This window comes from Nonomuraea sp. NPDC049158 (assembly GCF_040648335.1).
In the GTDB taxonomy this organism is placed as follows: Bacteria; Actinomycetota; Actinomycetes; order Streptosporangiales; family Streptosporangiaceae; genus Nonomuraea.
In genome coordinates this window covers 97,225-118,786 of the sequence record NZ_JBEZDM010000004.1, presented here as the reverse complement: position 1 = coordinate 118,786, position 21,562 = coordinate 97,225, and the positions used below count along the sequence as shown (strand labels likewise).

Sequence of the window (21,562 nt, the reverse complement as noted above, 5' to 3'; positions counted from 1 at the left end):
GGTCCATGTCCGAGCTCACGCTGCTGCTGATCCGGCTCGCCTTCCTGGCTGTGCTGTGGTTCTTCGTCATTGCCGCAGTCGGCGTGATCCGGACTGACTTGTTCGGATCACGTACGGCCCCCGCGGGTCCACGCAAGGGCATCAAGCCCACCAAACCGGCGGCTAAGCCGAAGAATAAGAAGGGCGAGCCACGCCAGCTCGTTGTGACGGGTGGCCCGCTGCAAGGCACCACCATTAATCTCACGGAGACGCCCATCACCATTGGCCGGGCGAACGACGCCACGCTGGTAGTCACCGACGACTACGCTTCCAGCCGGCATGCCCGGCTCTTCCCTCAGGACGGTCAGTGGATCGTGGAAGATCTCGGTTCGACCAACGGCACATACCTCGACCGCTCAAAAGTCACCCGCCCGACCCCGGTGCCGCTCGGTGTTCCGATCCGCGTCGGCAAGACAGTCATTGAATTGCGCAAATGACCATCGCACTCCGCTACGCCGCCCGCTCGGACGTCGGCCTCCTCCGCGAAGGAAACGAGGACTCGGCGTACGCAAGCGGCCGTCTGCTAGCCGTCGCAGACGGTATGGGCGGACACGCACACGGTGAGGTGGCGAGTTCTGTCGCCATCGCCGCAATGGCCTCTCTCGACGAGGCCCAGCAGAGTGGTGACCTGCTCAACGCCATCGAGGCAGCCGTACGCGACGCCAACCGCAAGCTGCACGAGATGGTGGGCCGGGACCCCAGCCTCAAGGGCATGGGCACCACGCTGACCGCCATGCTCTGGAACGGCACCTCGGTGGCCCTGGTGCACGTCGGCGACTCGCGCGCCTACCTGCTCAGACGCGGGGAGCTCTACCAGATCACCCACGACCACACGCTGGTGCAGCAGTTGGTCGACGACGGGCGCATCACGCCGGAGGAGGCCGCGACACACCCGCAGCGCTCGATCCTGCTGCGGGCACTCGACGGGAGCGGCGAGGTCGATCCCGACCTCACGTTGCGCGAGGCGCAGGTGGGCGACCGTTATCTCCTCTGCTCCGACGGCCTGTCCGGAGTGGTGAGCGCGGAGACCCTGCATGCCACGCTGACCAACATCGACGACCCGGAAGAGGTCGTGCGCCAGCTGATCGACCTGGCCAACCGGGGTGGTGGGCCCGACAACATCACCTGCGTCCTGGCCGACGTGCTGGAGCTCGCCGAGGGGCAGCAGGCGCCCACCACCGAGTCGGCGACCGTCGGGGCGGCGGGCATGACGCGCCTGCGGCTCGAAGCGCACGACACCTCGCCAGGGCGGCCGGGTGCGGTGACCGCGCCCCAGCCGGTGCTCACCGACGACGACTTCGACGAGCCGGGCCCGCAGGCGGCCCGGCGGCCGGTCAAGCGGCGCCGGGCCTGGCCCATGCTGGTCTCGGTCTTGGGTGTGGCCGTCGTCGCCATTGGCGCCGGCGGCTATTTCGGCTGGCAGTGGACCCAGGACCAGTTCTTCGTCGGGGCCAAGGGCGACGAGGTGGTCGTGTTCCGGGGCATCCGCCAGGAGGTGGGGCCGTTCCAGTTCTTCTCGGTCGCCCAGCACACCGGCAAGCCGCTCTCCCAGCTCTCCGAGCCCGACCAGGCGCTGATCAAGGGCGGCATCGAGGTCACGACCTTGGCGGAGGGCATGACGAAGATCAACGGTTTCAAGGCCACCGCGGAGCCGACCGACCAGAAGGCCGCCACCCCGACCGCGACCGCCTCGCCCAGCGCGAGCGCGACGAAGACGAAGGCGAAACCGCAGTAAATGAGTGAAGTGGCGGAAGCCCCCGTCCTCATGCCGGCCAAACGGCGTGGGGCCCAGCTGGCCATGCTCGCATTCGCGGTCGTGATCGTCATGGGCGCCTATGCCAATGTCGGGCTGGCTCTCGACGGCGCGATCCCTTCCGGGACGCTGACGTACGGCCTGGGGCTGGGCGGTCTGATGCTGGCCGCCTACCTCGTCCTGGCCAAGTTCGCGCCCTGGGCCGATCCCCTGATCCTGCCGCTGGTGACCCTGATCAACGGCCTCGGCCTGGTGACGATCTACCGCCTCGAGGCCTCCGGGATGCGCGGCGCGTCCACCGCCAACCAGATCATGTGGACCGGTCTCGGCGTCGTCATGTTCTCGATCACTCTGATCGTGCTGCGCGACCACCGCATGCTCCAGCGGCTGACCTACACCGCGGGCGCCGTCGGCCTGGTCCTGCTCGCCATCCCCGCGATGCTGCCCGGCAGCCTCAGCGAGGTGCAGGGCGCCAAGATCTGGATCCGCATCGGCGGCTTCTCCATCCAGCCCGGCGAGTTCGCCAAGCTGGCGCTGGTCGTCTTCTTCGCCGGTTACCTGGTGGCCAAGCGCGACGTTCTGGCCCTGGCCGGGCGGCGGCTGCTCTTCATCGACCTGCCCAGGGCCAGGGACCTCGGTCCGGTCCTCCTCACCTGGGGTTTCAGCCTGCTGGTGCTGGTCTTCGAGAAGGACCTCGGCACGTCGCTGCTGATATTCGGCACGTTCATCGCGATGCTCTACATCGCGACCCAGCGCACGTCGTGGGTGCTGATCGGCATCCTGCTCTTCGTCGGCGGCGCCTTCCTCGCCGGGCAGATCTTCGACCACGTGGGCGCCCGCTTCGACGTCTGGCTCGACCCCACCAACACGGTCTACTACGGCAACGCCGACATCTGCCAGCAGGATCCTCCGGGCGACCCAATGTGCGGCAAGAGCTTCCAGATCATGCAGGGCATGTTCGGGTTCGGCGCGGGCGGCATCCTGGGCACCGGGCTCAGCCAGGGCCACCCTTACCTGATCCCGCTGGCGTTCTCCGACTTCATCTTCGCGGCGGCCGGCGAGGAGCTGGGCCTGACCGGGCTGATGGCGTTGCTCATGATGTACGCCCTGCTGGTCCAGCGCGGCCTGCGCACCGCGCTCGCGGCCCGCGACCCCTACTCCAAGCTGCTGGCGGGCGGCCTGTCGTTCATCCTGGCCTGGCAGGTGTTCATCATCGTCGGCGGCGTGACGAACCTCATCCCCCTGACCGGTCTGGTCACCCCGTTCATGTCCCAGGGTGGCTCGGCATTGCTGGCTAACTGGATCCTTATCGCGCTATTGGTACGCATGTCAGACTCGGCACGGCGACCTCCGCCCCAGGCGATCCAGAACGAGGGAATGACGCAGGTGTTCCAGCGATGAACGGCACTCTGAAGCGTGCGGCCGTGGCCTGCCTGGCCATGTTCGCACTTCTGATGATCAACGTGAACTACGTGCAGGCCGTAAAAGCAGAGCAATACAGCGCAGACTCCCGTAACCAGCGCAACTACTACGCGCGCTACGCCGTGGAGCGCGGTCGCATCACCGCCGGTGGCAAGGTGATCCTGGCGCAGTCGGTGGAGAAGAAGGGCGGCGACTTCCGCTTCCTCAGGGAATACCCCGATGGCAAGCTCTACGCGCATATCACCGGCTTCTTCTCGCCGGAGAGCGAGTCCAACATCGAGCGGTCCGAGAACAAACTGCTCGACGGCTCCAGCTCCGACCTGCTGCTGCGCCGGAGCATCGACCTGTTCACCGGTGAGCCCACCAGGGGTGCCAACGTCGACGTGACGATCAACCCCAAGGCCCAGAAGGCGGCCTACGACGCGCTGCGCGAGAGCGGCAAGCGCGGCGCGGTCGTCGCGCTCGACCCGAAGACCGGGGCGATCCTGGCGATGGTGTCGCTGCCCACCTACGACCCGGCCGAGCTGTCGGGCACCGACAAGGGCAAGGTCTTCCCCCTCTACGACAAGTTGGCCAAGGACAAGGGCCAGCCGCTGCTCAACCGCAACATCGACCGCACCTACCCGCCCGGCTCCACGTTCAAGGTGGTGACCGCGGCGGCCTACCTCGAAGACGACTCCAGCCGCGGCCCCCAGACGGTCGTGGACGCCCCGCAGCGCCTCCCGCTGCCCGGCACCAACATCAGCCTGCCCAACTACGGCGGCGCGGCCTGCGGAGCCGGGAAGGTCCCGCTGGTCTACGCGCTGGAGAAGTCCTGCAACACGCCGTTCGGTCAGATCGGCATGGACCTCGGCTACGACAAGATGCAGAAGCAGGCGGAGAAGTTCGGCATGGGGACGCAGATCGGCATTCCGATGTCGGTGGCCCAGAGCTCCTTCGGCCCCAAGGAGGACAAGGCGGCCATCGCCATGTCCTCCATCGGCCAGCGCAGCAACCAGATGACGCCGCTGCAGATGGCCATGATCGCCGCGGGCATCGCCAACGACGGCAAGGTCATGAAGCCGTACCTGGTCAACAAGATCACTGACTCCAAGGGCGACTCGGTCGAGGACGCCAAGCCGGAGGAGCTGTCGGAGGCGGTCAGCTCCGAGACGGCGGGCAAGCTGCGCGAGATGATGGTCAGCGTCGTCAACAACGGCACCGCCAACCTGGCGCAGATCCCCGGCGTCGACGTGGCGGGCAAGACCGGCACCGCTGAGACGTCCAACGGCCAGCCGCCGCACGCCTGGTTCATCAGTTTCGCGCCGGCCAACGACCCGAAGGTCGCGGTCGCGATCATCGTCGAGTCGGGCGCGGCCAACGTCGGCGCCGAGGCGACGGGCGGCCACACCGCCGCGCCGATCGGCAAAGCCGTGATGGAGGCGGTGCTGAACAAGTGATGACCGCTACTCTGCTGGACCATGCGGCTCGGTAACCGCTACCTCTTGCTCTCCCGCATCGCCTCGGGCGGTATGGGGGATGTCTGGCGTGCTCGTGATGAATTGCTCGGCCGTGAGGTCGCGGTCAAGGTGCTGCGCAGCCACATCCAGGACGACCAGTCCTTCCGCGGCCGCTTCCGCAACGAGGCCAGGATCACGGCCGCACTGGCCGACCCGGGCATCGCGCAGATCTTCGACTACGGCGAGCAGCGCGACCTGGCCTATCTGGTGATGGAGCTGGTGCACGGCGAGCCGCTGTCCGCCATCCTGACCCGCAACGGCTCGCTCATGCCCGAAGTGACGCTCGACGTCGTGCACCAGACGGCCAAGGCGCTGCACGCCGCCCACTCGGCTGGGGTCATCCACCGCGACATCAAGCCGGGCAACCTGCTCGTGACGCCCGAGGGCATCATCAAGGTGACCGACTTCGGCATCGCCCGCGCCATGGAGTCGGCGCCGGTGACGCTGACGGGCACCGTGCTCGGCACGGCCCAATACGTCAGCCCGGAGCAGGCGCAGGGGCTGCCGCTCACCCCGTCGACCGACCTCTACTCGCTGGGCGTGGTGGCCTACGAGTGCCTGTCGGGGCGCACGCCGTTCCAGGCCGAAGGTCCGGTGGCCATCGCGCTCATGCACCTCAACGAGCCGCCCCCACCGCTCGGCGTCGACGTGCCCGCGGCGGTACGCGAGCTGGTCATGGTGCTGCTGTCCAAGGATCCGCGGCAGCGGCCCGCCTCGGCCATGGAGGTCGCCGACCGCTCCCAGCGGCTGCGCCAGTCGCTGGCCGCCAACAAGTCGGGTGCCGAGCTCAGCATGCTCACCGACCCGGCGGGCTTCCGCGTACGCCAGCAGGCTGAGGGCTTCCGAGGACGGCAGCAGCAGGAGGGCTTCCAGGAGCGGCGGCAGCAGAAGGGCTTTCGGGGGCGGAATGAGGGGGCCGTCACCGACGACCTCGCCGCGCCGACGGCCACGACGCTGCGCTCGCCGTCCCCCGGCTCGCTCGCCGGGCGGCCCGGTGCGGCACCCGCCAGGCCGCCCGTCAGACCCCGGCGCCGCAGGGGCAGGCTGACGCTGGCGCTGTTCGCCAGCGCGGGCTGCGCCGCCGCCGTCGGGCTCAGCGCCTTCACTTACATGGATCGCGAGCCGGTGCCCGGCCCGGCCGGCATCACCGACCCGTCGGAGTCGGTGAGTGTGACCCCGATATGGAAGCCGTCCCGGGCCAAGACGCCTCACACACGCCGACCTCCCGTCGTTACGGGGAAGTCGAAGAGGCCGGTACCCTCACGTTCGGCTACGGTAAGCGTGACGGCAATTCCAACCAGGAAGCCAACCCCGAAGTCCACCCCGACAACCCGTACCCCGACTCCTACACCGACCCCCAGGCGCACCACTACACCGACAAGTCCGACACCAAGTGCTTCGCCTGACCCGGGTGTCACAAACCCGCCGAAGGAGGAGACGTGATGCGCCACGGGGTCGATGATGGACACCGGCGGCCCGCGAGCAGGCCGGTACCCAAGATGAACGGTAAGGGACAGTGCAGGAAATGACTCAGCCTCGGCGACTCGGAGGTCGTTACGAGCTCGACGGCGTCGTCGGGCGTGGCGGCATGGCCGAGGTCTATCGCGCCCGAGACATCCGGCTGGACCGCATAGTCGCGATCAAGACCCTCCGCTCTGACTTGGCGCGGGACCACACCTTCCAGGCCCGTTTCCGCCGTGAGGCGCAGTCCGCGGCTTCGCTGAACCACCCGGCGGTCGTCGCGGTCTACGACACCGGCGAGGACGTCAGCGAGGGCGCCCCGGTGCCCTACATCGTGATGGAGTACGTCGACGGCAGGACGCTGCGCGACCTGCTGCGGGCCGACCGGCGGCTGTTGCCGGAGCGGGCGGCCGAGCTGGTCGACGGCATCCTGCGGGCGCTCGACTACAGCCACCGCGGCGGCATCGTCCACCGCGACATCAAGCCGGCCAACGTCATGATCACCCGGGCCGGCGACGTCAAGGTGATGGACTTCGGCATCGCCCGCGCGATGGCCGACTCGGCCGCGACGATGACGCAGACGGCGCAGGTGATAGGGACCGCCCAATACCTGTCGCCCGAGCAGGCGCGCGGTGAGCGGGTCGACGCCCGCAGCGACATCTACTCCACCGGGTGCGTGTTCTACGAGCTGCTCACCGGCCAGCCGCCGTTCACCGGCGACTCCCCTGTGGCGATCGCCTACCAGCACGTACGCGAAGAGCCCATCCCGCCGTCGCAGATCGACCCCGAGATCCCCGCGTGGTGCGACGCGATCGTCCTGAAGGCCATGGCCAAGGACCCCGCGCACCGCTACCAGAACGCGGGCGAGATGCGGGCCGACATCCAGCGGGCGATGTCCGGCATGCCGGTCGACGCCCAGACGATGGCGATGACCAGCAACTACGGCGCGGGCACCCGCATGATGACGGCGACCCAGTCCGCCACCGGCCCGGCCACGCAGGGCACCCGCGCGGTGCCCCCTTACGAGTACGACGACGGCGGGCACGGCGGCCGTGGCGGCCGGCGGCGCGCCAACAACGGCGGTGGCAACACCGCGCTCAAGACCGCGGCCTGGATCGTCATCCCGCTCCTGATCATCGGGGCGTTCATCGGCATCGGTTACGCGGTGTTCAGCAGCGGCGGCGAGAAGACCACCGGGCAGATCAAGGTCCCCGCGCTCGCCACGCAGACGGTGAAGGCCGCCCAGGCACAGCTCACCGCTCTGGGGCTGAAGTCCGAGGTGGTGCAGGAGCCCAGCGCCGAGTACGACAAGGGCACGGTGATCAAGACCGATCCCCCTCAAGACACCGAGGTCGCGAAGGACTCCACGGTCAAGCTGATCGTGTCCAAGGGGCCGCCGAAGGTGAAGGTCCCCGACGGGCTGGTCGGTGCCACGACCGAGGACGCCAACAAGCTCCTTGAGGACGCCGGGCTGACCGGCACGATCAAGACCAAGGTCTCCAGCAAGCCGCAGGGCAAGGTCATCGAGACCGATCCCAAGGCCGGCGAGGAGGTCGAGAAGGACGGCACGGTCATCCTTTACGTGCCCAAGGCTCAGACCGCCATCCCCAGCGTGATCGGCCTGACCCAGCAGGACGCCACCAAGACGCTCAGGGCGTCAGGCTTCAAGGTCAGGGCGGTCAAGCAGGCGAATGAGCAGCCTGAGGGCACTGTCATCCAGCAGAACCCCGAGGCGGGCACACCGCAGAACCCCGGCACCACCATAACGATCGTGGTCTCCACGGGTCCCGAGCAGCAGCCGACCGATCAGCCGACGGACCAGCCGCAGCCGACCGATCAGCCGACGGACGGCCAGCCCACCGATCAGCCGACGGACGACCAGCCGCCGACCGACGACTCACCGATCGACGACGACAGCCTCGGAGGCTGACCCGCGAGGCGTTGAGCAGAGCCCGGCGCCAGGGCCGCCCTCCCACACCGGGGGGCGGCTCCGGCACATCAGGCACGTAAAAGAGGGCCGCCTCCCACGCCGGGGGCGGCCCTGGCACGTCGAACACGTAAAAGAGCGTCCCCGCCGCTCGGGGGCGACGGCGGGGACGCTCATCTGTCTGTCGTCCGGCGGCGGCCGAGTGTTACACGATCCCGCGCAGCCAGTTGCCGAGCAGCCGGTGCCCGTGCTCCGACAGCACGGACTCGGGATGGAACTGGATGCCCTCGATGGGCGCCGTGCGGTGCCGCAGCCCCATGATGACGCCGTCCGCGGTGCGGGCGGTCACGTCGAGCGCGGCGGGCACCGTGTCGGGCCGTACGGCCAGCGAGTGGTAGCGGGTCATCCGCACCGGCGAGGGGATCCCGGCGAAGACCCCGAGCCCGTCATGCGACACCGAGCTGGTCCGCCCGTGTACGAGCTCAGGCGCCCGTGACACGGTGGCACCGTAGGCCAGGCCGATCGCCTGGTGCCCGAGGCAGACGCCGAGCAGCGGCAGGCCGCGCAGGGCCGCGTGGCGCACCAGGGGGACGCTCACGCCCGCCGCTTCCGGCGTGCCGGGCCCCGGGCTCACCAGGACACCGTCGAAGCCGTCGGCGTCGCCCACGTGGACGTCGTCGCGCGGGCGCACCTCACACGTGGCGCCCAGCTCACGCAGATATTGGACGATGGTGTGGACGAAGCTGTCGTGGTTGTCCACGACCAGCACGCGGGTCATTTCCGTACGGTCACCTCGTCGAGCGTCACCGCGGGTTCGAGAAGCGGGAACACGGCATACCAGAGTACGACGCCCGCCACGGCGACCAGCACGGTGGCCGCCAGCAGCTTGGTGCCCGTGCCGCCGGGCAGCCTGTCCCAGAGCCATCCGTACATGTCATTCCATCCTGAGCTCGGTCTTCTTCAGCACGCCGAACACGATGAGCCGCTGGGCGGCGGAGTATTCGGGATGGCAGGTCGACAGCGTGATGTAGGCCCTGATGGGCTTGGTGTCGGGCTTGCCGGGCACCGAGGCGATCACGTCCACCTCGTCGGGGTACACGACGTCCTGCGAGGTCACCCGGTAGGTGTAGCGGGCCTCGGGGGCGTCGACGATGATCTCGTCGCCGCGTTGGAGCTCGTCGATCCGGTTGAACGGCGCCAGGTACGTGGTCCGGTGGCCCGATATGACGAAATTTCCGATCTGTCCGGGGAGGGCGGTGCCGGGGTAGTGGCCCGGGCCCTTCTTCAGGTGCTCCGCGTCCACGCCCTCAACCACGGCGTAGTGGTAGTCGCGCCCGAGCCTCGGGATGCGCAGCATCGCCACGGCCCGGCCCAGCTCGATCTTCCGGAGCTTGGCCGGCTCCGGGCGCGCGTGTTCCTCCACCAGCTCCTGTTGCAGTTGCAGCTGCATGCGCTGGGTATAAACGCCCGTCCCCCAGAGCAGGTAGGCGCAGAACAACAACAGGATCAGGCCCGCGGTGATGCTCGATTCCCCCGCGGCCCGCAGCACGGCCCTCACTCACTCAGCGTAAGCGCGGCCTATCCGGAGGCCGGGGATCGCCATCTCGTGCGCGTGGCGACTATCCTTGGGCACGATTCCACTACGCTCAAAACGGTTACGCTCAAAACGAATAGCCTGTGGACGATCCGGATGCCCAGGCGCCCAGCAGGAGTTTCCAGTGCCCAAGTCCAAGGCTCGCAAGAAGGCGGTCTACACGCCGCCGCAGAAGTCCCAGCAGGTCACGGTCAGCCCGCGCTGGCTGGCTCCCACGATGGTGGTGTCGTGGATCCTCGGCATCCTGTGGATCGCCGTCTACTACGTGGCGCCCAGCGCACCCTTCATCGGCGATCTCCACAACTGGAATCTGCTGATCGGGTTCGTCTTCATCATCTTCGGGGTGGTGCTCTCCACCCGCTGGCGTTAGTTTTTTCCACAGTTTTTCCACACCCTGGGGAAGTCAGCCCACGCCGCCCAGGAGGGCAGAGGATCTGACGGCCACGAGCACGACCAGGATGGCCAGCGCTCCCACGACCGTCAGCACCTGCCAAAGGGTCCTGTTGCTCTTGGGAGCGTAGGCCAGGGCCCCGGCGAGGGCCGATCCGGTGATCAGTCCGCCGATGTGGCCGGTCCAGCTGATGCCGGAGACCAGGAAGGTTATCGCCAGGTTGATCGCGATCAGCACGGCGATGCCGCGTACGTCCATGTTCAGCTTGCGCCCCACCACGAACACGGCGCCGAACAGGCCGAAGATGGCCCCTGACGCGCCCACGGTGTACTGGCCGAGCGGGTCGAGCCAGTAGCCGAGCACCGAGCCGCCCAGCGCGCTGACCAGGTAGACGGCCAGGTAGCGGGTGTGCCCGAAGGCCCGCTCCAGGTAGGGGCCGATGACGTAGAGCGCCCAGCAGTTGAACAGGATGTGGAACGGCCCGTCGTGCACGAACGCCGACGTGAGCAGCCGGTAATACTCATGCTGGGCCACGACGTTGTACGGCCGCATGGCCAGTTGTTCGGTGACCGCGTTGCCCGTCAGATATTGGGCGCCGAAGACGAGCACGTTGAGCGCCAGGGTCACCCACGTGACGTATGGCGTGGTGACCACGGCGCCGCCGAACGCCGACCGCGCCTGGCGTATCCCTCGATTGCCCTCGCTCACGCACTCGGGGCACTGGAAGCCCACGGCGGCGTCACGCATGCAGTCGGGGCAGATGGGGCGCTCGCAACGCTGGCAGCGGACCCAGGTCTCTTTGTTCGGGTGCCGGTAGCACGTCGGCACGGTCTCCGCGGGCTGCTCTGGCTGCGGGGGCGGGCTGGGCGGCTGGCTGGTCATGACCGCAGCCTATGGCCTGCGCGGCATCGCCGCGCTGGCGCGTACAGCCCGCCCCGTGCGCCTTGGGCGGCCTCGGACGGTTCGCCTGGGTCAGCCCTGGATGGTACGTCTGGTCAGCCCAGGACGGTTCGCCTGGGTCAGCCCCGGACGATGCGTCTGGTCAGCCCTGGACGCGGTCGATCGTGACCGACTCCAGGACCACCGCGTCGACCGGCTTGTCGCGCTGGCCGGTCGGCGTCTTGGCGATCGCGTCGACGACGTCCTGGCCCTCGATCACCTCGCCGAAGATGGTGTGCTTGCCGTTGAGATGCGGCGTGGGCACGACCGTGACGAAGAACTGCGAGCCGTTGGTGCCCTTGCCGAACCGGATGCCGGCGTTGGCCATGGCCAGGAGGTAAGGGCGGTTGAAGTAGAGCTCCGGGTGGATCTCGTCGTCGAAGTCGTAGCCCGGGCCGCCGATGCCCTCGCCCAGCGGGTCACCGCCCTGGATCATGAAGCCGGGGATCACCCGGTGGAAGATCGTGCCGTCGTAGTAACGGCCGGTGCTCGTCTCTCCGGTGCCCGGGTGGGTCCACTCACGGCCGCCTTCGGCGAGCTCGACGAAGTTGCGGACCGTCTTGGGAGCCTTGTTGGGGAAGAGTTCTATCTTGATATTTCCGCGATTTGTCTGCAGGTTTGCGATCAGCTTCTCGGCCACGAGACAGCTGCCCCCCTCTATGTACAAGGTTGGTTTTGTGGATTTTGATGACCACGGTCGTTAGGCCGCAAAAGCCATCCTGCCACGGACGGCCATGATTGAGCCGCTTCGCTACGGGAAGGTCAGGCTCGGGGCCCCATCAAGCAGGGGAGGTTGTTGTGTCCCTGACACTGAAAAATCGCCGCGTGGTCATCGTAGTCCCAACCACGTGGATGGGCCGGATGAAGGCCCGGGCCATGAGAACTGGTCGGCAAATGGCACCGATGGCGGACCAGGCCAAGGTGATGGCGGATCAGGCCAAGGTGGTCGCCGCCCATCGCATCGAGGACGCCCGCTACTGGGCGGCCCCGAGGCTGGAAGAGGCCGCGCACCGAGTCGAGGATGAGCTCGCCCCCAAGGTCAGCGCCATGCTGGTCAACGCGGCCGAGCGGATCGACCCTACCCCGCGCAGATCGCGGGGGATGCCGGTGATGATCCTTCTGACCGGTCTCGCTGTGGGCGCGATCGGTTATCTGTTCTACCGGCGTAACGCCCGGCAGTGGACCGAGCACATGAAGGACTCGGCCTCGGACGCGTCGCAGTGGGCCAGCGACAAGGCGGACCAGACCGCGGACACCACCGAGAGGATGGCGTCCGAGATGTCCGACAAGGCAGATGAGGCATCGCGCAAGATGACATGATCCGCGCGAAAGCGCGCCCCCTGCTCGATCGAGCGGGGGGCGCGCTTCGCGTTCGGGGGCCTTCACGTTCGGAGGACGCGCTTCGCATTCGAGGGCTTCGCGTGTGTTTCCGCCTGTAGGCGTTGACGTCCACACCAAGCGCTTGCTACAACCGGCGACATGGCGCTGTCCCCGCTCGACGACTACCCCATCCACCAGGCGGCTCAGGTCATGCGGCACGTGGCGACCTCGGACCGCAATTTCTACGACCGCTACTACTTCAACTGCCACGCCGGCACCGACGAGCTCATGCTGATCGTCGGCGCCGGCCAGTACCCCAACCTGGGCGTCACCGACGCCTTCGCCTGCGTCCGCTACGGGAACCTGCACCGGGTCGTCCGCGCCTCGCGCGAACTCGGCACCGACCGGATGAACACCGAGATCGGCCCGTTCCAGGTGAAGGTCATCGAAGGGCTCAAACGGCTCCAGATCATCCTGGAGCCCAACGAGCATGGCCTGTCCTTCGACCTCACCTGGGAGGGCACGATCCCGGCGACGCTCGAGCCACGGCACTTCGTCCGCTGGCAGGAGCGGGTCATCTTCGACTCCGTACGGCTGGCGCAGACCGGGCTCTGGTCCGGCCACATCCGCATCGGGGACGAGGAGATATCCGTCACCCCGGACCGATGGCAGGGCACCCGCGACCGGTCCTGGGGCATCAGGCCCGTCGGCGAGCCCGAGCCGCCGGGCATCCAGGCGAAGAACGCGGGCAGCTTCTACTGGCTGTACACGCCCATGCGGTTCGACGACCACGCGATCCTCTGCATCATCCAGGAGGACGAGAAGGGCCGCCGCGTCCTGGAGGAGGCCACCAGGGTCTGGTCCGACGGGCGCGAGGAGGAGTATCTGGGCCGGCCCGAGTACCACCCCGTCTACGCGCCCGGGACCCGGGACGTCGTCGAGGCCACGATCACGTTCTCACCTCCTGGCGGCAAGGCGTTCGACGTGCGGTGCACGCCCGTGCTGCCGGTCCACCTCATGGTCGGCACCGGCTACGGGCTGGAGCCGGACTGGAAGCACGGGATGTACCAGGGTGCGGAGCCGGTCGTGCAAGGTGTGACGTACACGCTGCCCGACGACGCGTCCAAGATGTGGGGGATGGTCGACGCCGTGGGCCGCTTCGAGTACGACGGGCTCGTGGGTCACGGCCTGTTCGAGTACTGGGCCTTGGGACCGCACCCGTCGCTCCCGGAGTGAGCGCGCCCGCCCCGGGGTCGCTCACGTCGCTGCCCGAGTGAGCGCCCGCTGTGGGGTCGCACCCGTCGTTGCCCGAGTGAGCGCGCCCGCCGTACACCCCCGGTGCTACGGCGGGCGCCGCCTCACTTACTCGGCTCGCACTTGACGGCGATCGTCTTGGTCGGCACGCTGCCGTCCTCCGTCGCCAGGGCGATGCCCGTCTTCCCGGCCTCGTCGGCCGGCTCGCCGCCTTCGGTGGTGAACCCCTCACCCTTGACGGCGGGCTTGGCCGGGACCGCCTCCGTGATCGCGCCCTCCGGAAGCGACTCGATCTCGATCGTCTGGTCGTCCCGGAGACGCACGGCCACACCGGCCTCGGGCGCCTTCTCCCCCGGCTTGGTGGCGAGGTCCCCATCGGTGCGCGCCCGCTCGGCGAACGCGATGGTCTTGCCGTCGCTCGTCGTGCACGTCACCTTTACACCGGGGACGGTCGACGGAGCCTCGTCGGCCATCGCGGATCCGCCCAGGCCCGTGAGCACGAGCACGCCCACCGCGCCGAGGACCGCGAGACGTCGCTTGAACATGGAATCTCCTTGCTGGAAACGATCGGACGCCCCGAGCCTGGCCCGCCGTACCTGAAGTGATCCTGAAGGCAGCCTAAATGATCTTCAGGTTGGCTTTAGGTAGGGTGCGGGACCCTGTCGGTGTGCGAGTGCTACTGGTGGAGGACGAGCAGCGGCTGGCCGATCTGGTCAAGGGCGGCCTGGCGGGTGAGGGGTTCGCCGTCGACGTGGCCTACGACGGGCGCGACGGGCTCTGGATGGCCTCGGAGAACGCGTACGACGTGATCGTGCTCGACGTGATGCTGCCCAGGCTGAACGGCTACACCGTGTGCTCCCGGCTGCGCGAGGCCGGCAATTGGACGCCGATCATGATGCTCACCGCCAAGGACGGCATCTACGACGAGGCCGAGGCGCTCGACACGGGGGCCGACGACTATCTGGCCAAGCCGTTCTCGTACGTGGTGCTGCTGGCCAGGCTGCGCGCGCTCGTACGGAGGGGTGGGCACGAGCGGCCGGTGACGATCACGGTGGGGGACCTGGTCGTGGATCCGGCCGGGCTGCGCTGCCGCCGGGGGGAGACGCAGATCGCGCTGACGCCGAAGGAGTTCGCGGTGCTCCACGGGCTGGCGCGGCGGGCCGGTGAGGTGGTCTCCAAGAGCGAGCTGCTGGCGCAGGCGTGGGACTTCTCCTACGACGGGGATCCGAACATCGTGGAGGTCTACATCAGCGCGCTGCGCCGCAAGATCGACCAACCGTTCGGCAGGACGACCCTGGTGACGGTGCGTGGCGCCGGGTACCGACTGGAGGCGGCATGACCTGGTGGCGCGATCACCTGACTTCGCGGCGGAAGCGTCTCACGGGACGGGTCGCCACGCGGTTCGCGGGACGCCTGCCGGGGCTGCCGGGACGGCTGCCCGTGGGGCTGGCGTCCGTACGACTGCCCGTGGGGCTGGCGTCCGTACGGCTGCGCGCGACGGCCGCGGCGACGCTGGTGGTGGCCGTGGCGCTCGGGTTGGCGGCGGTCGTGCTGGTGCTGGCGCTGCGGGGCAGCCTGCAGAGCAGCGCGGGCGCGGAGGCGGCCAGGAAGGCCGTGGCCGCGGCGCCGTACGCGCAGACCATCGACCTGACCGCCGCACTCGGCCAGACCGAGCCCGTCCAGGCGTCCGCTTCCGGGGAGCCGCTCCCAACTGTCCAGGCGCCCGACTCCGGGGAACCGGCCACAACCGGACGGGCACCCGCCTCCGCGGAACCGGCCGCAACCGGACAGGCACGACCCTCCAGCGAGGCGCCGACGGGAGAACTGACTGCAACCGGATGGGCACGTACCTCCAGTGACGCGCCGGCGGCGGGGCCGACCGCAGGTGGACGGGCGCGCCTCTCCGATGACGCAGTGGCCGGGTTGACGGTTCAGCCGGCGCTCGCGCTGCGGATCGCCGATTCGGACGTCATGCTCACCACAGCGGGGGCCCCGGCGGCGGCTTGGGCGCAGGGCAGTGAGTTCGCGGTCGCGCGCATGCCCGTGTCGACCTCCAGCGGCTCGGCGGAGATCTGGGCCAGGGCCTCGCTCGTCGGTGCCGACCAGGCGCTGGCGACGCTCAACGGCGCTCTCCTGCCGGGCGTGCCGGCGCTGCTGCTCGTGGTGGCGGGCATGACCTGGTTCTCGGTCGGCCGTACGCTCGCCCCGGTCGCGGCCATCAGGGCCAAGGTGGCCGACATCACGGCCCGCGACCTGCACCAGCGGGTGCCCGTACCCAGCTCGGGCGACGAGATCGCCGCCCTGGCGACCACCGTGAACGGCACGCTCGACCGGCTGGAGACGGCCGTCGAGACGCACAAACGGTTCGTCGCGGACGCGGCGCACGAGCTGCGCAGCCCCATCGCCACGCTGCGGGCCCGGCTGGAGCTGGCCGAGCCGAGCGAGCTGACCGTCGAGGCGCTCGCCGACGTGGAGCGCCTCCAGTCGCTGGCGGCCGACCTGCTCCTGCTGGCCAAGCTCGACGCGGGTGAGCCGCTGCGTACGGGCGACCTCGACCTAGGCCAGGTGGCGGCGGAGGAGTCGCTGCGCATCAAGCGGCGGCCCGAGCTGCGGATGGAGCTGGACGTCGAGCCCGACGTCGTCTTCCAGGGCTCACGGGCGCACCTGGCCCGCCTGGTGACCAACCTGGTCGACAACGCGGTACGGCACGCCGCGGCGGTCGTACAGGTGCGGGTACGCCAGGAGGACGGCCAGGCCGTGCTCCAGGTGCTCGACGACGGGCCGGGGATTCCGGTGGGGCAGCGTGAGGCGGTGTTCGACCGGTTCACCAGGCTGGACGAGGCGCGGGCCAGGGATGTCGGCGGGGCCGGGCTCGGGTTGCCGATCGCGCGGGATATCGCGTTGCTGCACGGCGGCACGCTGCTCGCCGAAGAAGGCGGATTTATCGCGAGATTTCCCCTGAACCACTAGCCACTTCTCATCGTGTGGTTAGTTGAAGGAGGCAATCATGCTCACACGCCGTGCACTGATCACCCGAGGTGGCGCCGCAGCGGGCGCAGCAGGAGCCGTTTTCCTGTGGGCGCGACCCGCCGAGGCGGAAGAGGAGGCCGCCGGTCCGGTCCTGGCCAGCGCCAAGAGCATCCCGGTCGGCAAAGGCAAGATCGTTAGTGGCAAGTACGTGATCACCCACCCGAAGAAGGGCGTCTTCAAGTGCTTCAGCGCCATCTGCACCCATCAGGGCTGCACGGTGGCGAGCGTAAGCGGTGGCAAGATCCACTGCCCGTGCCACGGCAGCCAGTTCAGCGCCCTGACGGGTGCGGTGGTGCAGGGTCCGGCCAAGCGTCCGCTCGCCAAGAAGAAGATCAAGCTGGTGAAGGGCAAGATCAGGCTGGCGTGATCGGCAGCGAGTACATCGCGGTGCGCAAGTAGATCTCGAACCCAGCTCGGGTGTAGACACCGACGGCTTTCGTGGGGTTGTCGGCGTCGACGCTCAGGCTCGCCCTCTCGTACCCCTGCTCCTTGAACGCGGTGAGCGCGTGCGCGATCAGGTTGCCTGCCACGCCCTTGCCGCGCCACTCCCGCAGCGTGCCGACGATGTCGATCCGGGCGGTACGCACGCCGGTCGCGGCCGTGGCCCCCTCGAGGTGGCGCGTCAGCACGACGGAGACCGCCTCGCCCCCCGCGCGGGCCACGAAGGACGACTCCGGCCGGAAGCCGCGGCTGCCGGTGATGTTGTGCCGCCAGCTCTCCGCGGTGTGCGGCGCGCTGCCCCAATGGTCACGGAACGACTCGTTGCGCACCCGCCGGGCGGCCTCCTCGAACTCCGGCGTGTACGTGACGAAGTCGACCCCCTCCGGCACCCGTACCTGGGGCAGCTCCTTCGACAGATCGCGGCGCATCTGGCAGAACCAGCGCACGGCGGCGAAACCCTTGCCCTCGAGCAGCGCCGCCGCCGCGGTGTTGCCCTGCGGGATTCCGGTCTGCAGTTCCAGACCCTTGCCGGGGTAGGCCCGCTCATGCAGCTTCGGGGCCGTCCCGATCGCCCAGTCGAGCAGTCGTCCGCCATGTCCCCGGCCGCGGAAGTCGGGATGGACACCGCCGTGCAGGACCATCGCGTGGAGGCCGTCGCGTACCTGCTTGACCGGAAGGTAGCCGTAGGCGATCACCCGCTGCCCGTCCCTGGCCGCGAGCGTGCCCTCGGCCAGGTCGAGCAGCGGGTTCGCCAGGTGTTCCGCGACGTCTTCGACGCTGAAGTGCTCGTCGGCACCGTCCGCCGCCCCGATGGCGGCGCCCAGCTCGGCGAGCGATCCGGCGTCGTCCTTGTTCAGCGGTCCCCATCGCACGCTCATGAGCGGCAGCCTAAGTGAGGTGCACGGAGCACCCCAAGTCCCCTCCTATCCGAGCAAGCCCCTCGGCGAACCCCTCGCGTGTGGCTTTGTCGAAGCCCATGAAGAGCCGGTTCGCCAGCGGTACGGCCCACCGCATCCGCTCGGCCACGTTGTAGACCCGGTGGACGACGAGCGTGCCCTGCGGGTGCCCGGTCAGCGACCATTCGCCCCGGTACCACCAGCCGCCCTGGTAAGCGATCGAACCGTCGGTGACCTCGACGGTCATGGTGTGACCCGGGTGGTATTCGACGGTGAACCGGCCCTCGCGTTCGACCATCGCCTCGCGGTCGATCAGCGTGTCGCGGTTGATCAGCGCCTCGCGTACCCGCTCAAGCGGCGCCTCGACCACCCCGGACACCTCGACGAGCAGCGACTTCCTCATGGCGTGCGCACCCGGGTGTTCTGGAACGAGGCGAAGCGCCAGCCGCCGGGCGTACTGACGGCGGTGAAGGTGACGATCGAGTCGCGGCTCGGGTCGGGCCGCCCGTCGACGGTCGAGCCGCCACCGGAGATCACCAGCGCGACGCCGTCTCCCAGCGGCTTGACGACGGGCTCGCCGCCGCCTCCGGTCAGCTTGATCGGGCTCTGGAAGAGCTGCCGGTGGGCGACCTCGATGGCCTCCCGGCCCTGGAGGTGCAGGCCGAAGAAAGTGATGTAGTCGGCGTCCTCGGTGAACAGCGCGGCGTAGGCCGCCGCGTCGCCGGAGTTCCAGGCTGCGGTGAGCCTGGTGAGGAGGTCTCTGATCTCAGTGGACATGACGCTGCTCCTGTTGTCGCGGCGCCTATCCTGAGACTGCGAGTCCTGGACAGGGCAGGCGCCTTGTTCGGATTTCCGGCCGCTGGGGTGTTGGCGCACCCCGGCGGCCACTCAACTTTCCAGCACTTGCTCCATCAGCGACTGCTTGACCGTGCCCGACCAGTCGAGCTCGCCCTTGTCCAGCCGGTCGAGCACACTGCGCAACCAGGCCAGCTCGGCCGTGTAGAGGGCCTGCTCGCACTCCATCTCGAGCATGAGGATCTCCGGCAAACCGCTCTCCGCCATCGCCCGCCGGTGCGCCTCGATGCCGCTGATCGTCCCCTCGATGGAGGCCGTACGCGTGCGCAACGCCCGCTTGGCGTCGGGCACCTGCAGCGCGCCGATCAGGGAGACGGCGGCCACCAGCGTGCGCCGGTCGGCATCCGGCTCCTCCAGCAGCCTGCGCAGCCTCGTTGCCAATTCCTGGCGGCCTTCCTCGGTGATCTCGTAGACCGTACGCTCGGGCCGGCGGCCTTCGCGGTCGGTCTTCGTCGGCACGATCAGCTCGTCCTTCGCCAGCCGTTCGACCGCGTGGTAGAGGCTGCGCGGCAGCCCGGTCACGTAGTCCTTGTGCGTGTCGACGATGAAGCGGTGCAGCTCGTAGGGGTGGCTGGCACGTACCGAGAGCATGGCGAGCACGGTCAGCCCGACCAGGTCATGGCGTCGTGCCATGATGCCTCCTTCTATAGTGCAATATGCACTATAGAAGGCGACAGTACGGCCGTCCAGCCCGGTGCGCGACTGTCAGGCCAGCTGGCTGTCGAGCTGCAGGAAGGCCCGCTCGATGGCCTGCCTGGCGACGTCCTCGGGGTAGGGGAACCGGGTGATCAGATCACGCAGGCCCTCGACGTGCGCCCGCGTGGCGAGCTCGGCCACGGTGACCAGCTCGGCCTGCTGGGCGAGGGCGAAGGCGCGGTCGACCACCGCGCCGTGCCCCGGCACGATCACCCGCTCGGGCAACTCGGCCAGCATCGCGGCCACCGTGGCGGGCCAGTCGAGCGGATAGGAGTCGCCGAAGGCCGGCGGGGCGCCCTCTTCGATCAGGTCACCGGCGAACACCACCCCGGCATCGGGTACGTGCGCCACGATGTCGTTGCTGCTGTGGCCGAGGCCGAAGTGACGCAGGTGCACGATCCGGCCGCCGATGTCGAGCGTGGCCGTCGAGGTGAACGTGTGGTCGGGCGCGACGATCTCCACCTCCTCCAGCTCCGCCCGCCGCTCTTCGGGCAGGCGCTCGATCCACTTGGCCCGCTGCTGCTCGCCGTACAGCTCGATCTCCTCGGCGCACCTGGAGTGACCCCAGATCTCGCCCGGCAGGAACAGCGCGTTGCCGAAGTAGTGGTCGAAGTGGGAATGGGTGTTGACGACCGTCCACGGGCTGGTGGTGACCCGCCTGATCGCCTCGATCAGGTCGGCGGCCTCGCGGTGGGACACGCGGGTGTCGAGCACCAGGCAGTGGTCATCACCGACGATCAGGCCGACGTTCATGTCGAAGGACTCATGGCGCCGGACATAGACCCGGTCGCCGATTTCCCGCCACTGCTCGTTCATCGCTCGATCCTGAATCTCCCGTGGGACCCTGCGAGAACTCTACTTACCATCGCTGCGGCCCATATGAGTTTCAGGTCGTGATCTACACCGAAGATCCGCACCGGCCCGGGGATCGGACGGCCGCGAGTGGCGGGCCGCCGAACGGGGAAGGCTTCGTTACGACACGTGCTCGACCGATGACATAGGGCAATCAGTGGAGCGTCAGGAACGCGTCGTGGGCGGGGGCCGCTGACCAGACAACCGGTGTCCTCAATGCTCATCTGCCTGGCATCAGCGGGTTGCTCTCCCCTCAACTCCGCGTCACACGTGGTTGTCAAGTTCGGATTGTCGGCTGCCTTCCCAAGCCCGAGGAGCCCCATGTTCCCCCGACTCGGAGCCATCATCGTCACGTCCCTCGCCGCCCTCGCCACCGTAGCCCCCGCCGCGACCGCCACACCGGCATCAGCGATCTACTTCGAAGCCCCTCAGATCACGGTCGTCGCGCATCGCGGAGCCTCCGCGGACGCGCCCGAGAACACCATCACCGCGTTCCAGCTGGCCGACAAGCTGGGCGCCGACGCGTTCGAGCTCGACGTGCAGGAGACCAAGGACCACGAGCTCGTTCTGATGCACGACACGACGCTGTCCCGTACCACGGACGTCGAGAGGGTCTTCCCTGGCCGGGCGCCCTGGCGGGTCGGCGACTTCACACTCGCGGAGATCCGGCGGCTGGACGCGGGCTCGTGGTTCGCCGGTAAATACGACGGCGAGCCCGTACCGACGCTCGAAGAGACCCTGAGCGAGATGGACGGCAGCGGCCTCAGCCTGCTCCTGGAGATCAAGGCGCCGGAGCTCTACCCCGGCATCGAGAAGCGGGTCGCCGACGAGCTGCGGCGCAACACCTCATGGCTGAGCTCCGGCCGGCTGGTCGTGCAGTCGTTCAGCTGGGCCTCGATGCGTACGTTCCACCGCGCCATGCCCCAGGTGCCCATCGGCCTGCTCGGCACGCCGGCCATGGCGGACCTGCCGAAGGCGGCGGCCTACGCCACCCACATCAACCCGCCGTACGGCAACATCACCGAGCAGTACGTCCAGCGCGTCCACAGCCTGGGGATGGCGGTCTTCGCCTGGACGGTGGACGACCCCGACGTCATGCGCCGCCTGATCGGCTATGAAGTGGACGGCATCATCACCAACAAGCCGGACACCCTCGCGTCTCTGGCTCGCTAGGACACTCCGGGTTGCCCGTC

At 68.7% G+C, this 21,562-nt stretch carries 24 protein-coding genes; 13 read left to right on the top strand and 11 right to left on the bottom strand.

Translation table 11 applies throughout. The features are described from left to right. Positions 1–5 precede the first annotated feature (5 nt). The 6 genes from AB0B61_RS10925 to pknB all read left to right on the top strand — a co-directional run bounded on the left by AB0B61_RS10925 (position 6) and on the right by pknB (position 8,104). Positions 6–476: an FHA domain-containing protein gene (locus AB0B61_RS10925; protein ID WP_214635377.1), complete on the top strand. Its 471-nt coding sequence runs from the start codon at positions 6–8 to the stop codon at positions 474–476. Continuing rightward, a complete protein-coding gene (locus AB0B61_RS10920; protein WP_358430682.1) occupies positions 473–1,774 on the top strand; it encodes a Stp1/IreP family PP2C-type Ser/Thr phosphatase in 1,302 nt (433 codons plus the stop codon). The genes AB0B61_RS10925 and AB0B61_RS10920 overlap by 4 nt, the downstream gene beginning before the upstream one ends. Then, entirely contained in the window at positions 1,775–3,193 is a 1,419-nt protein-coding gene (locus tag AB0B61_RS10915; RefSeq protein WP_358430680.1) for an FtsW/RodA/SpoVE family cell cycle protein, read from the top strand. Beyond that, positions 3,190–4,653, top strand: a complete 1,464-nt coding sequence (locus AB0B61_RS10910) for a penicillin-binding protein 2 (RefSeq protein ID WP_358430678.1) — start codon at positions 3,190–3,192, stop codon at positions 4,651–4,653. Before AB0B61_RS10915 ends, AB0B61_RS10910 begins: the two co-directional genes overlap by 4 nt. Positions 4,654–4,674: 21 nt before the next feature. After that, positions 4,675–6,156: a serine/threonine-protein kinase gene (locus tag AB0B61_RS10905; RefSeq protein ID WP_358430676.1), complete on the top strand. Its 1,482-nt coding sequence runs from the start codon at positions 4,675–4,677 to the stop codon at positions 6,154–6,156. Between the two features lie 82 nt (positions 6,157–6,238). Further along, positions 6,239–8,104 carry a Stk1 family PASTA domain-containing Ser/Thr kinase gene (gene pknB, locus AB0B61_RS10900; protein WP_358430673.1) on the top strand — a complete coding sequence of 622 codons (1,866 nt, stop codon included), beginning with the start codon at positions 6,239–6,241 and terminating at the stop codon, positions 8,102–8,104. A gap of 202 nt (positions 8,105–8,306) precedes the next feature. On the opposite strand, the gene AB0B61_RS10895 is transcribed toward pknB, so the two are convergent. From AB0B61_RS10895 to AB0B61_RS10885, 3 genes are read right to left on the bottom strand one after another with little or no spacing between them, the layout of a single operon-like run. Continuing rightward, positions 8,307–8,879: a gamma-glutamyl-gamma-aminobutyrate hydrolase family protein gene (locus AB0B61_RS10895; RefSeq protein WP_358430670.1), complete on the bottom strand. Its 573-nt coding sequence runs from the start codon at positions 8,877–8,879 to the stop codon at positions 8,307–8,309. Next, on the bottom strand, positions 8,876–9,034 hold the full coding sequence (locus tag AB0B61_RS10890; RefSeq protein ID WP_358176611.1) for a hypothetical protein: 159 nt from the start codon (positions 9,032–9,034) through the stop codon (positions 8,876–8,878). The genes AB0B61_RS10895 and AB0B61_RS10890 overlap by 4 nt, the downstream gene beginning before the upstream one ends. Position 9,035: 1 nt before the next feature. Then, complete coding sequence (locus tag AB0B61_RS10885) at positions 9,036–9,659, bottom strand: class E sortase (RefSeq protein WP_358430668.1); 624 nt, start codon at positions 9,657–9,659, stop codon at positions 9,036–9,038. Positions 9,660–9,819: 160 nt separating this feature from the next. Between AB0B61_RS10885 and AB0B61_RS10880 the strand changes: the two genes are divergently transcribed. Next, positions 9,820–10,065, top strand: coding sequence for a cell division protein CrgA (locus AB0B61_RS10880; protein WP_357938355.1), 246 nt, complete (start codon positions 9,820–9,822; stop codon positions 10,063–10,065). Positions 10,066–10,098: 33 nt separating this feature from the next. Here AB0B61_RS10880 and AB0B61_RS10875 read toward each other — a convergent pair whose 3' ends face one another. Together AB0B61_RS10875 and AB0B61_RS10870 are read right to left on the bottom strand one after the other, a co-directional pair. Then, entirely contained in the window at positions 10,099–10,968 is an 870-nt protein-coding gene (locus tag AB0B61_RS10875) for a rhomboid family intramembrane serine protease (RefSeq protein ID WP_358430666.1), read from the bottom strand. 160 nt (positions 10,969–11,128) lie between these two features. Beyond that, a complete protein-coding gene (locus AB0B61_RS10870; RefSeq protein WP_358430663.1) occupies positions 11,129–11,665 on the bottom strand; it encodes a peptidylprolyl isomerase in 537 nt (178 codons plus the stop codon). Positions 11,666–11,919: 254 nt separating this feature from the next. On the opposite strand from AB0B61_RS10870, the gene AB0B61_RS10865 reads away from it, so the two are divergent. Further along, complete coding sequence (locus tag AB0B61_RS10865) at positions 11,920–12,345, top strand: YtxH domain-containing protein (RefSeq protein WP_358430660.1); 426 nt, start codon at positions 11,920–11,922, stop codon at positions 12,343–12,345. Positions 12,346–12,504: 159 nt separating this feature from the next. Then, entirely contained in the window at positions 12,505–13,581 is a 1,077-nt protein-coding gene (locus AB0B61_RS10860) for a hypothetical protein (protein WP_358430657.1), read from the top strand. A 122-nt stretch (positions 13,582–13,703) separates the two neighbouring features. Here AB0B61_RS10860 and AB0B61_RS10855 read toward each other — a convergent pair whose 3' ends face one another. Continuing rightward, a complete protein-coding gene (locus AB0B61_RS10855) occupies positions 13,704–14,144 on the bottom strand; it encodes a hypothetical protein (protein ID WP_358430656.1) in 441 nt (146 codons plus the stop codon). 122 nt (positions 14,145–14,266) lie between these two features. Here AB0B61_RS10855 and AB0B61_RS10850 point away from each other — a divergent pair, with 122 nt between their 5' ends. The 3 genes from AB0B61_RS10850 to AB0B61_RS10840 are packed head-to-tail and all read left to right on the top strand — an operon-like array spanning position 14,267 to position 16,996. Further along, positions 14,267–14,938 carry a response regulator transcription factor gene (locus tag AB0B61_RS10850; protein WP_358430654.1) on the top strand — a complete coding sequence of 224 codons (672 nt, stop codon included), beginning with the start codon at positions 14,267–14,269 and terminating at the stop codon, positions 14,936–14,938. Further along, positions 14,935–16,569, top strand: coding sequence for an ATP-binding protein (locus AB0B61_RS10845; protein WP_358430652.1), 1,635 nt, complete (start codon positions 14,935–14,937; stop codon positions 16,567–16,569). Before AB0B61_RS10850 ends, AB0B61_RS10845 begins: the two co-directional genes overlap by 4 nt. Before the next feature lie 37 nt (positions 16,570–16,606). Further along, the gene (locus AB0B61_RS10840; protein WP_358430650.1) at positions 16,607–16,996 is read left to right on the top strand and encodes a Rieske (2Fe-2S) protein; all 390 of its coding nucleotides are present in this window, start codon (positions 16,607–16,609) and stop codon (positions 16,994–16,996) included. Here AB0B61_RS10840 and AB0B61_RS10835 read toward each other — a convergent pair. The 5 genes from AB0B61_RS10835 to AB0B61_RS10815 all read right to left on the bottom strand — a co-directional run bounded on the left by AB0B61_RS10835 (position 16,983) and on the right by AB0B61_RS10815 (position 20,333). Continuing rightward, positions 16,983–17,948: a GNAT family N-acetyltransferase gene (locus tag AB0B61_RS10835; RefSeq protein WP_358430647.1), complete on the bottom strand. Its 966-nt coding sequence runs from the start codon at positions 17,946–17,948 to the stop codon at positions 16,983–16,985. The two genes, AB0B61_RS10840 and AB0B61_RS10835, sit on opposite strands and share 14 nt — an antisense overlap. Positions 17,949–17,958: 10 nt before the next feature. Continuing rightward, positions 17,959–18,369: a hypothetical protein gene (locus AB0B61_RS10830; protein WP_358430645.1), complete on the bottom strand. Its 411-nt coding sequence runs from the start codon at positions 18,367–18,369 to the stop codon at positions 17,959–17,961. Further along, positions 18,366–18,743, bottom strand: coding sequence for an SgcJ/EcaC family oxidoreductase (locus tag AB0B61_RS10825; protein WP_358430643.1), 378 nt, complete (start codon positions 18,741–18,743; stop codon positions 18,366–18,368). The genes AB0B61_RS10830 and AB0B61_RS10825 overlap by 4 nt, the downstream gene beginning before the upstream one ends. Before the next feature lie 111 nt (positions 18,744–18,854). Next, the gene (locus tag AB0B61_RS10820) at positions 18,855–19,454 is read right to left on the bottom strand and encodes a PadR family transcriptional regulator (protein WP_358430641.1); all 600 of its coding nucleotides are present in this window, start codon (positions 19,452–19,454) and stop codon (positions 18,855–18,857) included. Between the two features lie 72 nt (positions 19,455–19,526). After that, entirely contained in the window at positions 19,527–20,333 is an 807-nt protein-coding gene (locus AB0B61_RS10815) for an MBL fold metallo-hydrolase (RefSeq protein ID WP_358430639.1), read from the bottom strand. Positions 20,334–20,690: 357 nt separating this feature from the next. On the opposite strand from AB0B61_RS10815, the gene AB0B61_RS10810 reads away from it, so the two are divergent. Beyond that, positions 20,691–21,542 carry a glycerophosphodiester phosphodiesterase family protein gene (locus AB0B61_RS10810; RefSeq protein WP_358430637.1) on the top strand — a complete coding sequence of 284 codons (852 nt, stop codon included), beginning with the start codon at positions 20,691–20,693 and terminating at the stop codon, positions 21,540–21,542. The last annotated feature ends 20 nt before the right edge of the window (positions 21,543–21,562 follow it).

What these genes read in the sequence shown, in the direction of transcription:
- AB0B61_RS10925 (WP_214635377.1), top strand. Translation starts at nt 6, where the DNA reads ATGTCCGAGCTCACGCTGCTGCTGATCCGGCTCGCCTTCCTGGCTGTG.
- AB0B61_RS10920 (WP_358430682.1), top strand. Translation starts at nt 473, where the DNA reads ATGACCATCGCACTCCGCTACGCCGCCCGCTCGGACGTCGGCCTCCTC.
- AB0B61_RS10915 (WP_358430680.1), top strand. Translation starts at nt 1,775, where the DNA reads ATGAGTGAAGTGGCGGAAGCCCCCGTCCTCATGCCGGCCAAACGGCGT.
- AB0B61_RS10910 (WP_358430678.1), top strand. Translation starts at nt 3,190, where the DNA reads ATGAACGGCACTCTGAAGCGTGCGGCCGTGGCCTGCCTGGCCATGTTC.
- AB0B61_RS10905 (WP_358430676.1), top strand. Translation starts at nt 4,675, where the DNA reads ATGCGGCTCGGTAACCGCTACCTCTTGCTCTCCCGCATCGCCTCGGGC.
- pknB (WP_358430673.1), top strand. Translation starts at nt 6,239, where the DNA reads ATGACTCAGCCTCGGCGACTCGGAGGTCGTTACGAGCTCGACGGCGTC.
- AB0B61_RS10895 (WP_358430670.1), bottom strand. Translation starts at nt 8,879, where the DNA reads ATGACCCGCGTGCTGGTCGTGGACAACCACGACAGCTTCGTCCACACC.
- AB0B61_RS10890 (WP_358176611.1), bottom strand. Translation starts at nt 9,034, where the DNA reads ATGTACGGATGGCTCTGGGACAGGCTGCCCGGCGGCACGGGCACCAAG.
- AB0B61_RS10875 (WP_358430666.1), bottom strand. Translation starts at nt 10,968, where the DNA reads ATGACCAGCCAGCCGCCCAGCCCGCCCCCGCAGCCAGAGCAGCCCGCG.
- AB0B61_RS10865 (WP_358430660.1), top strand. Translation starts at nt 11,920, where the DNA reads ATGGCACCGATGGCGGACCAGGCCAAGGTGATGGCGGATCAGGCCAAG.
- AB0B61_RS10860 (WP_358430657.1), top strand. Translation starts at nt 12,505, where the DNA reads ATGGCGCTGTCCCCGCTCGACGACTACCCCATCCACCAGGCGGCTCAG.
- AB0B61_RS10855 (WP_358430656.1), bottom strand. Translation starts at nt 14,144, where the DNA reads ATGTTCAAGCGACGTCTCGCGGTCCTCGGCGCGGTGGGCGTGCTCGTG.
- AB0B61_RS10845 (WP_358430652.1), top strand. Translation starts at nt 14,935, where the DNA reads ATGACCTGGTGGCGCGATCACCTGACTTCGCGGCGGAAGCGTCTCACG.
- AB0B61_RS10840 (WP_358430650.1), top strand. Translation starts at nt 16,607, where the DNA reads ATGCTCACACGCCGTGCACTGATCACCCGAGGTGGCGCCGCAGCGGGC.
- AB0B61_RS10835 (WP_358430647.1), bottom strand. Translation starts at nt 17,948, where the DNA reads ATGAGCGTGCGATGGGGACCGCTGAACAAGGACGACGCCGGATCGCTC.
- AB0B61_RS10830 (WP_358430645.1), bottom strand. Translation starts at nt 18,369, where the DNA reads ATGAGGAAGTCGCTGCTCGTCGAGGTGTCCGGGGTGGTCGAGGCGCCG.
- AB0B61_RS10825 (WP_358430643.1), bottom strand. Translation starts at nt 18,743, where the DNA reads ATGTCCACTGAGATCAGAGACCTCCTCACCAGGCTCACCGCAGCCTGG.
- AB0B61_RS10820 (WP_358430641.1), bottom strand. Translation starts at nt 19,454, where the DNA reads ATGGCACGACGCCATGACCTGGTCGGGCTGACCGTGCTCGCCATGCTC.
- AB0B61_RS10815 (WP_358430639.1), bottom strand. Translation starts at nt 20,333, where the DNA reads ATGAACGAGCAGTGGCGGGAAATCGGCGACCGGGTCTATGTCCGGCGC.
- AB0B61_RS10810 (WP_358430637.1), top strand. Translation starts at nt 20,691, where the DNA reads ATGTTCCCCCGACTCGGAGCCATCATCGTCACGTCCCTCGCCGCCCTC.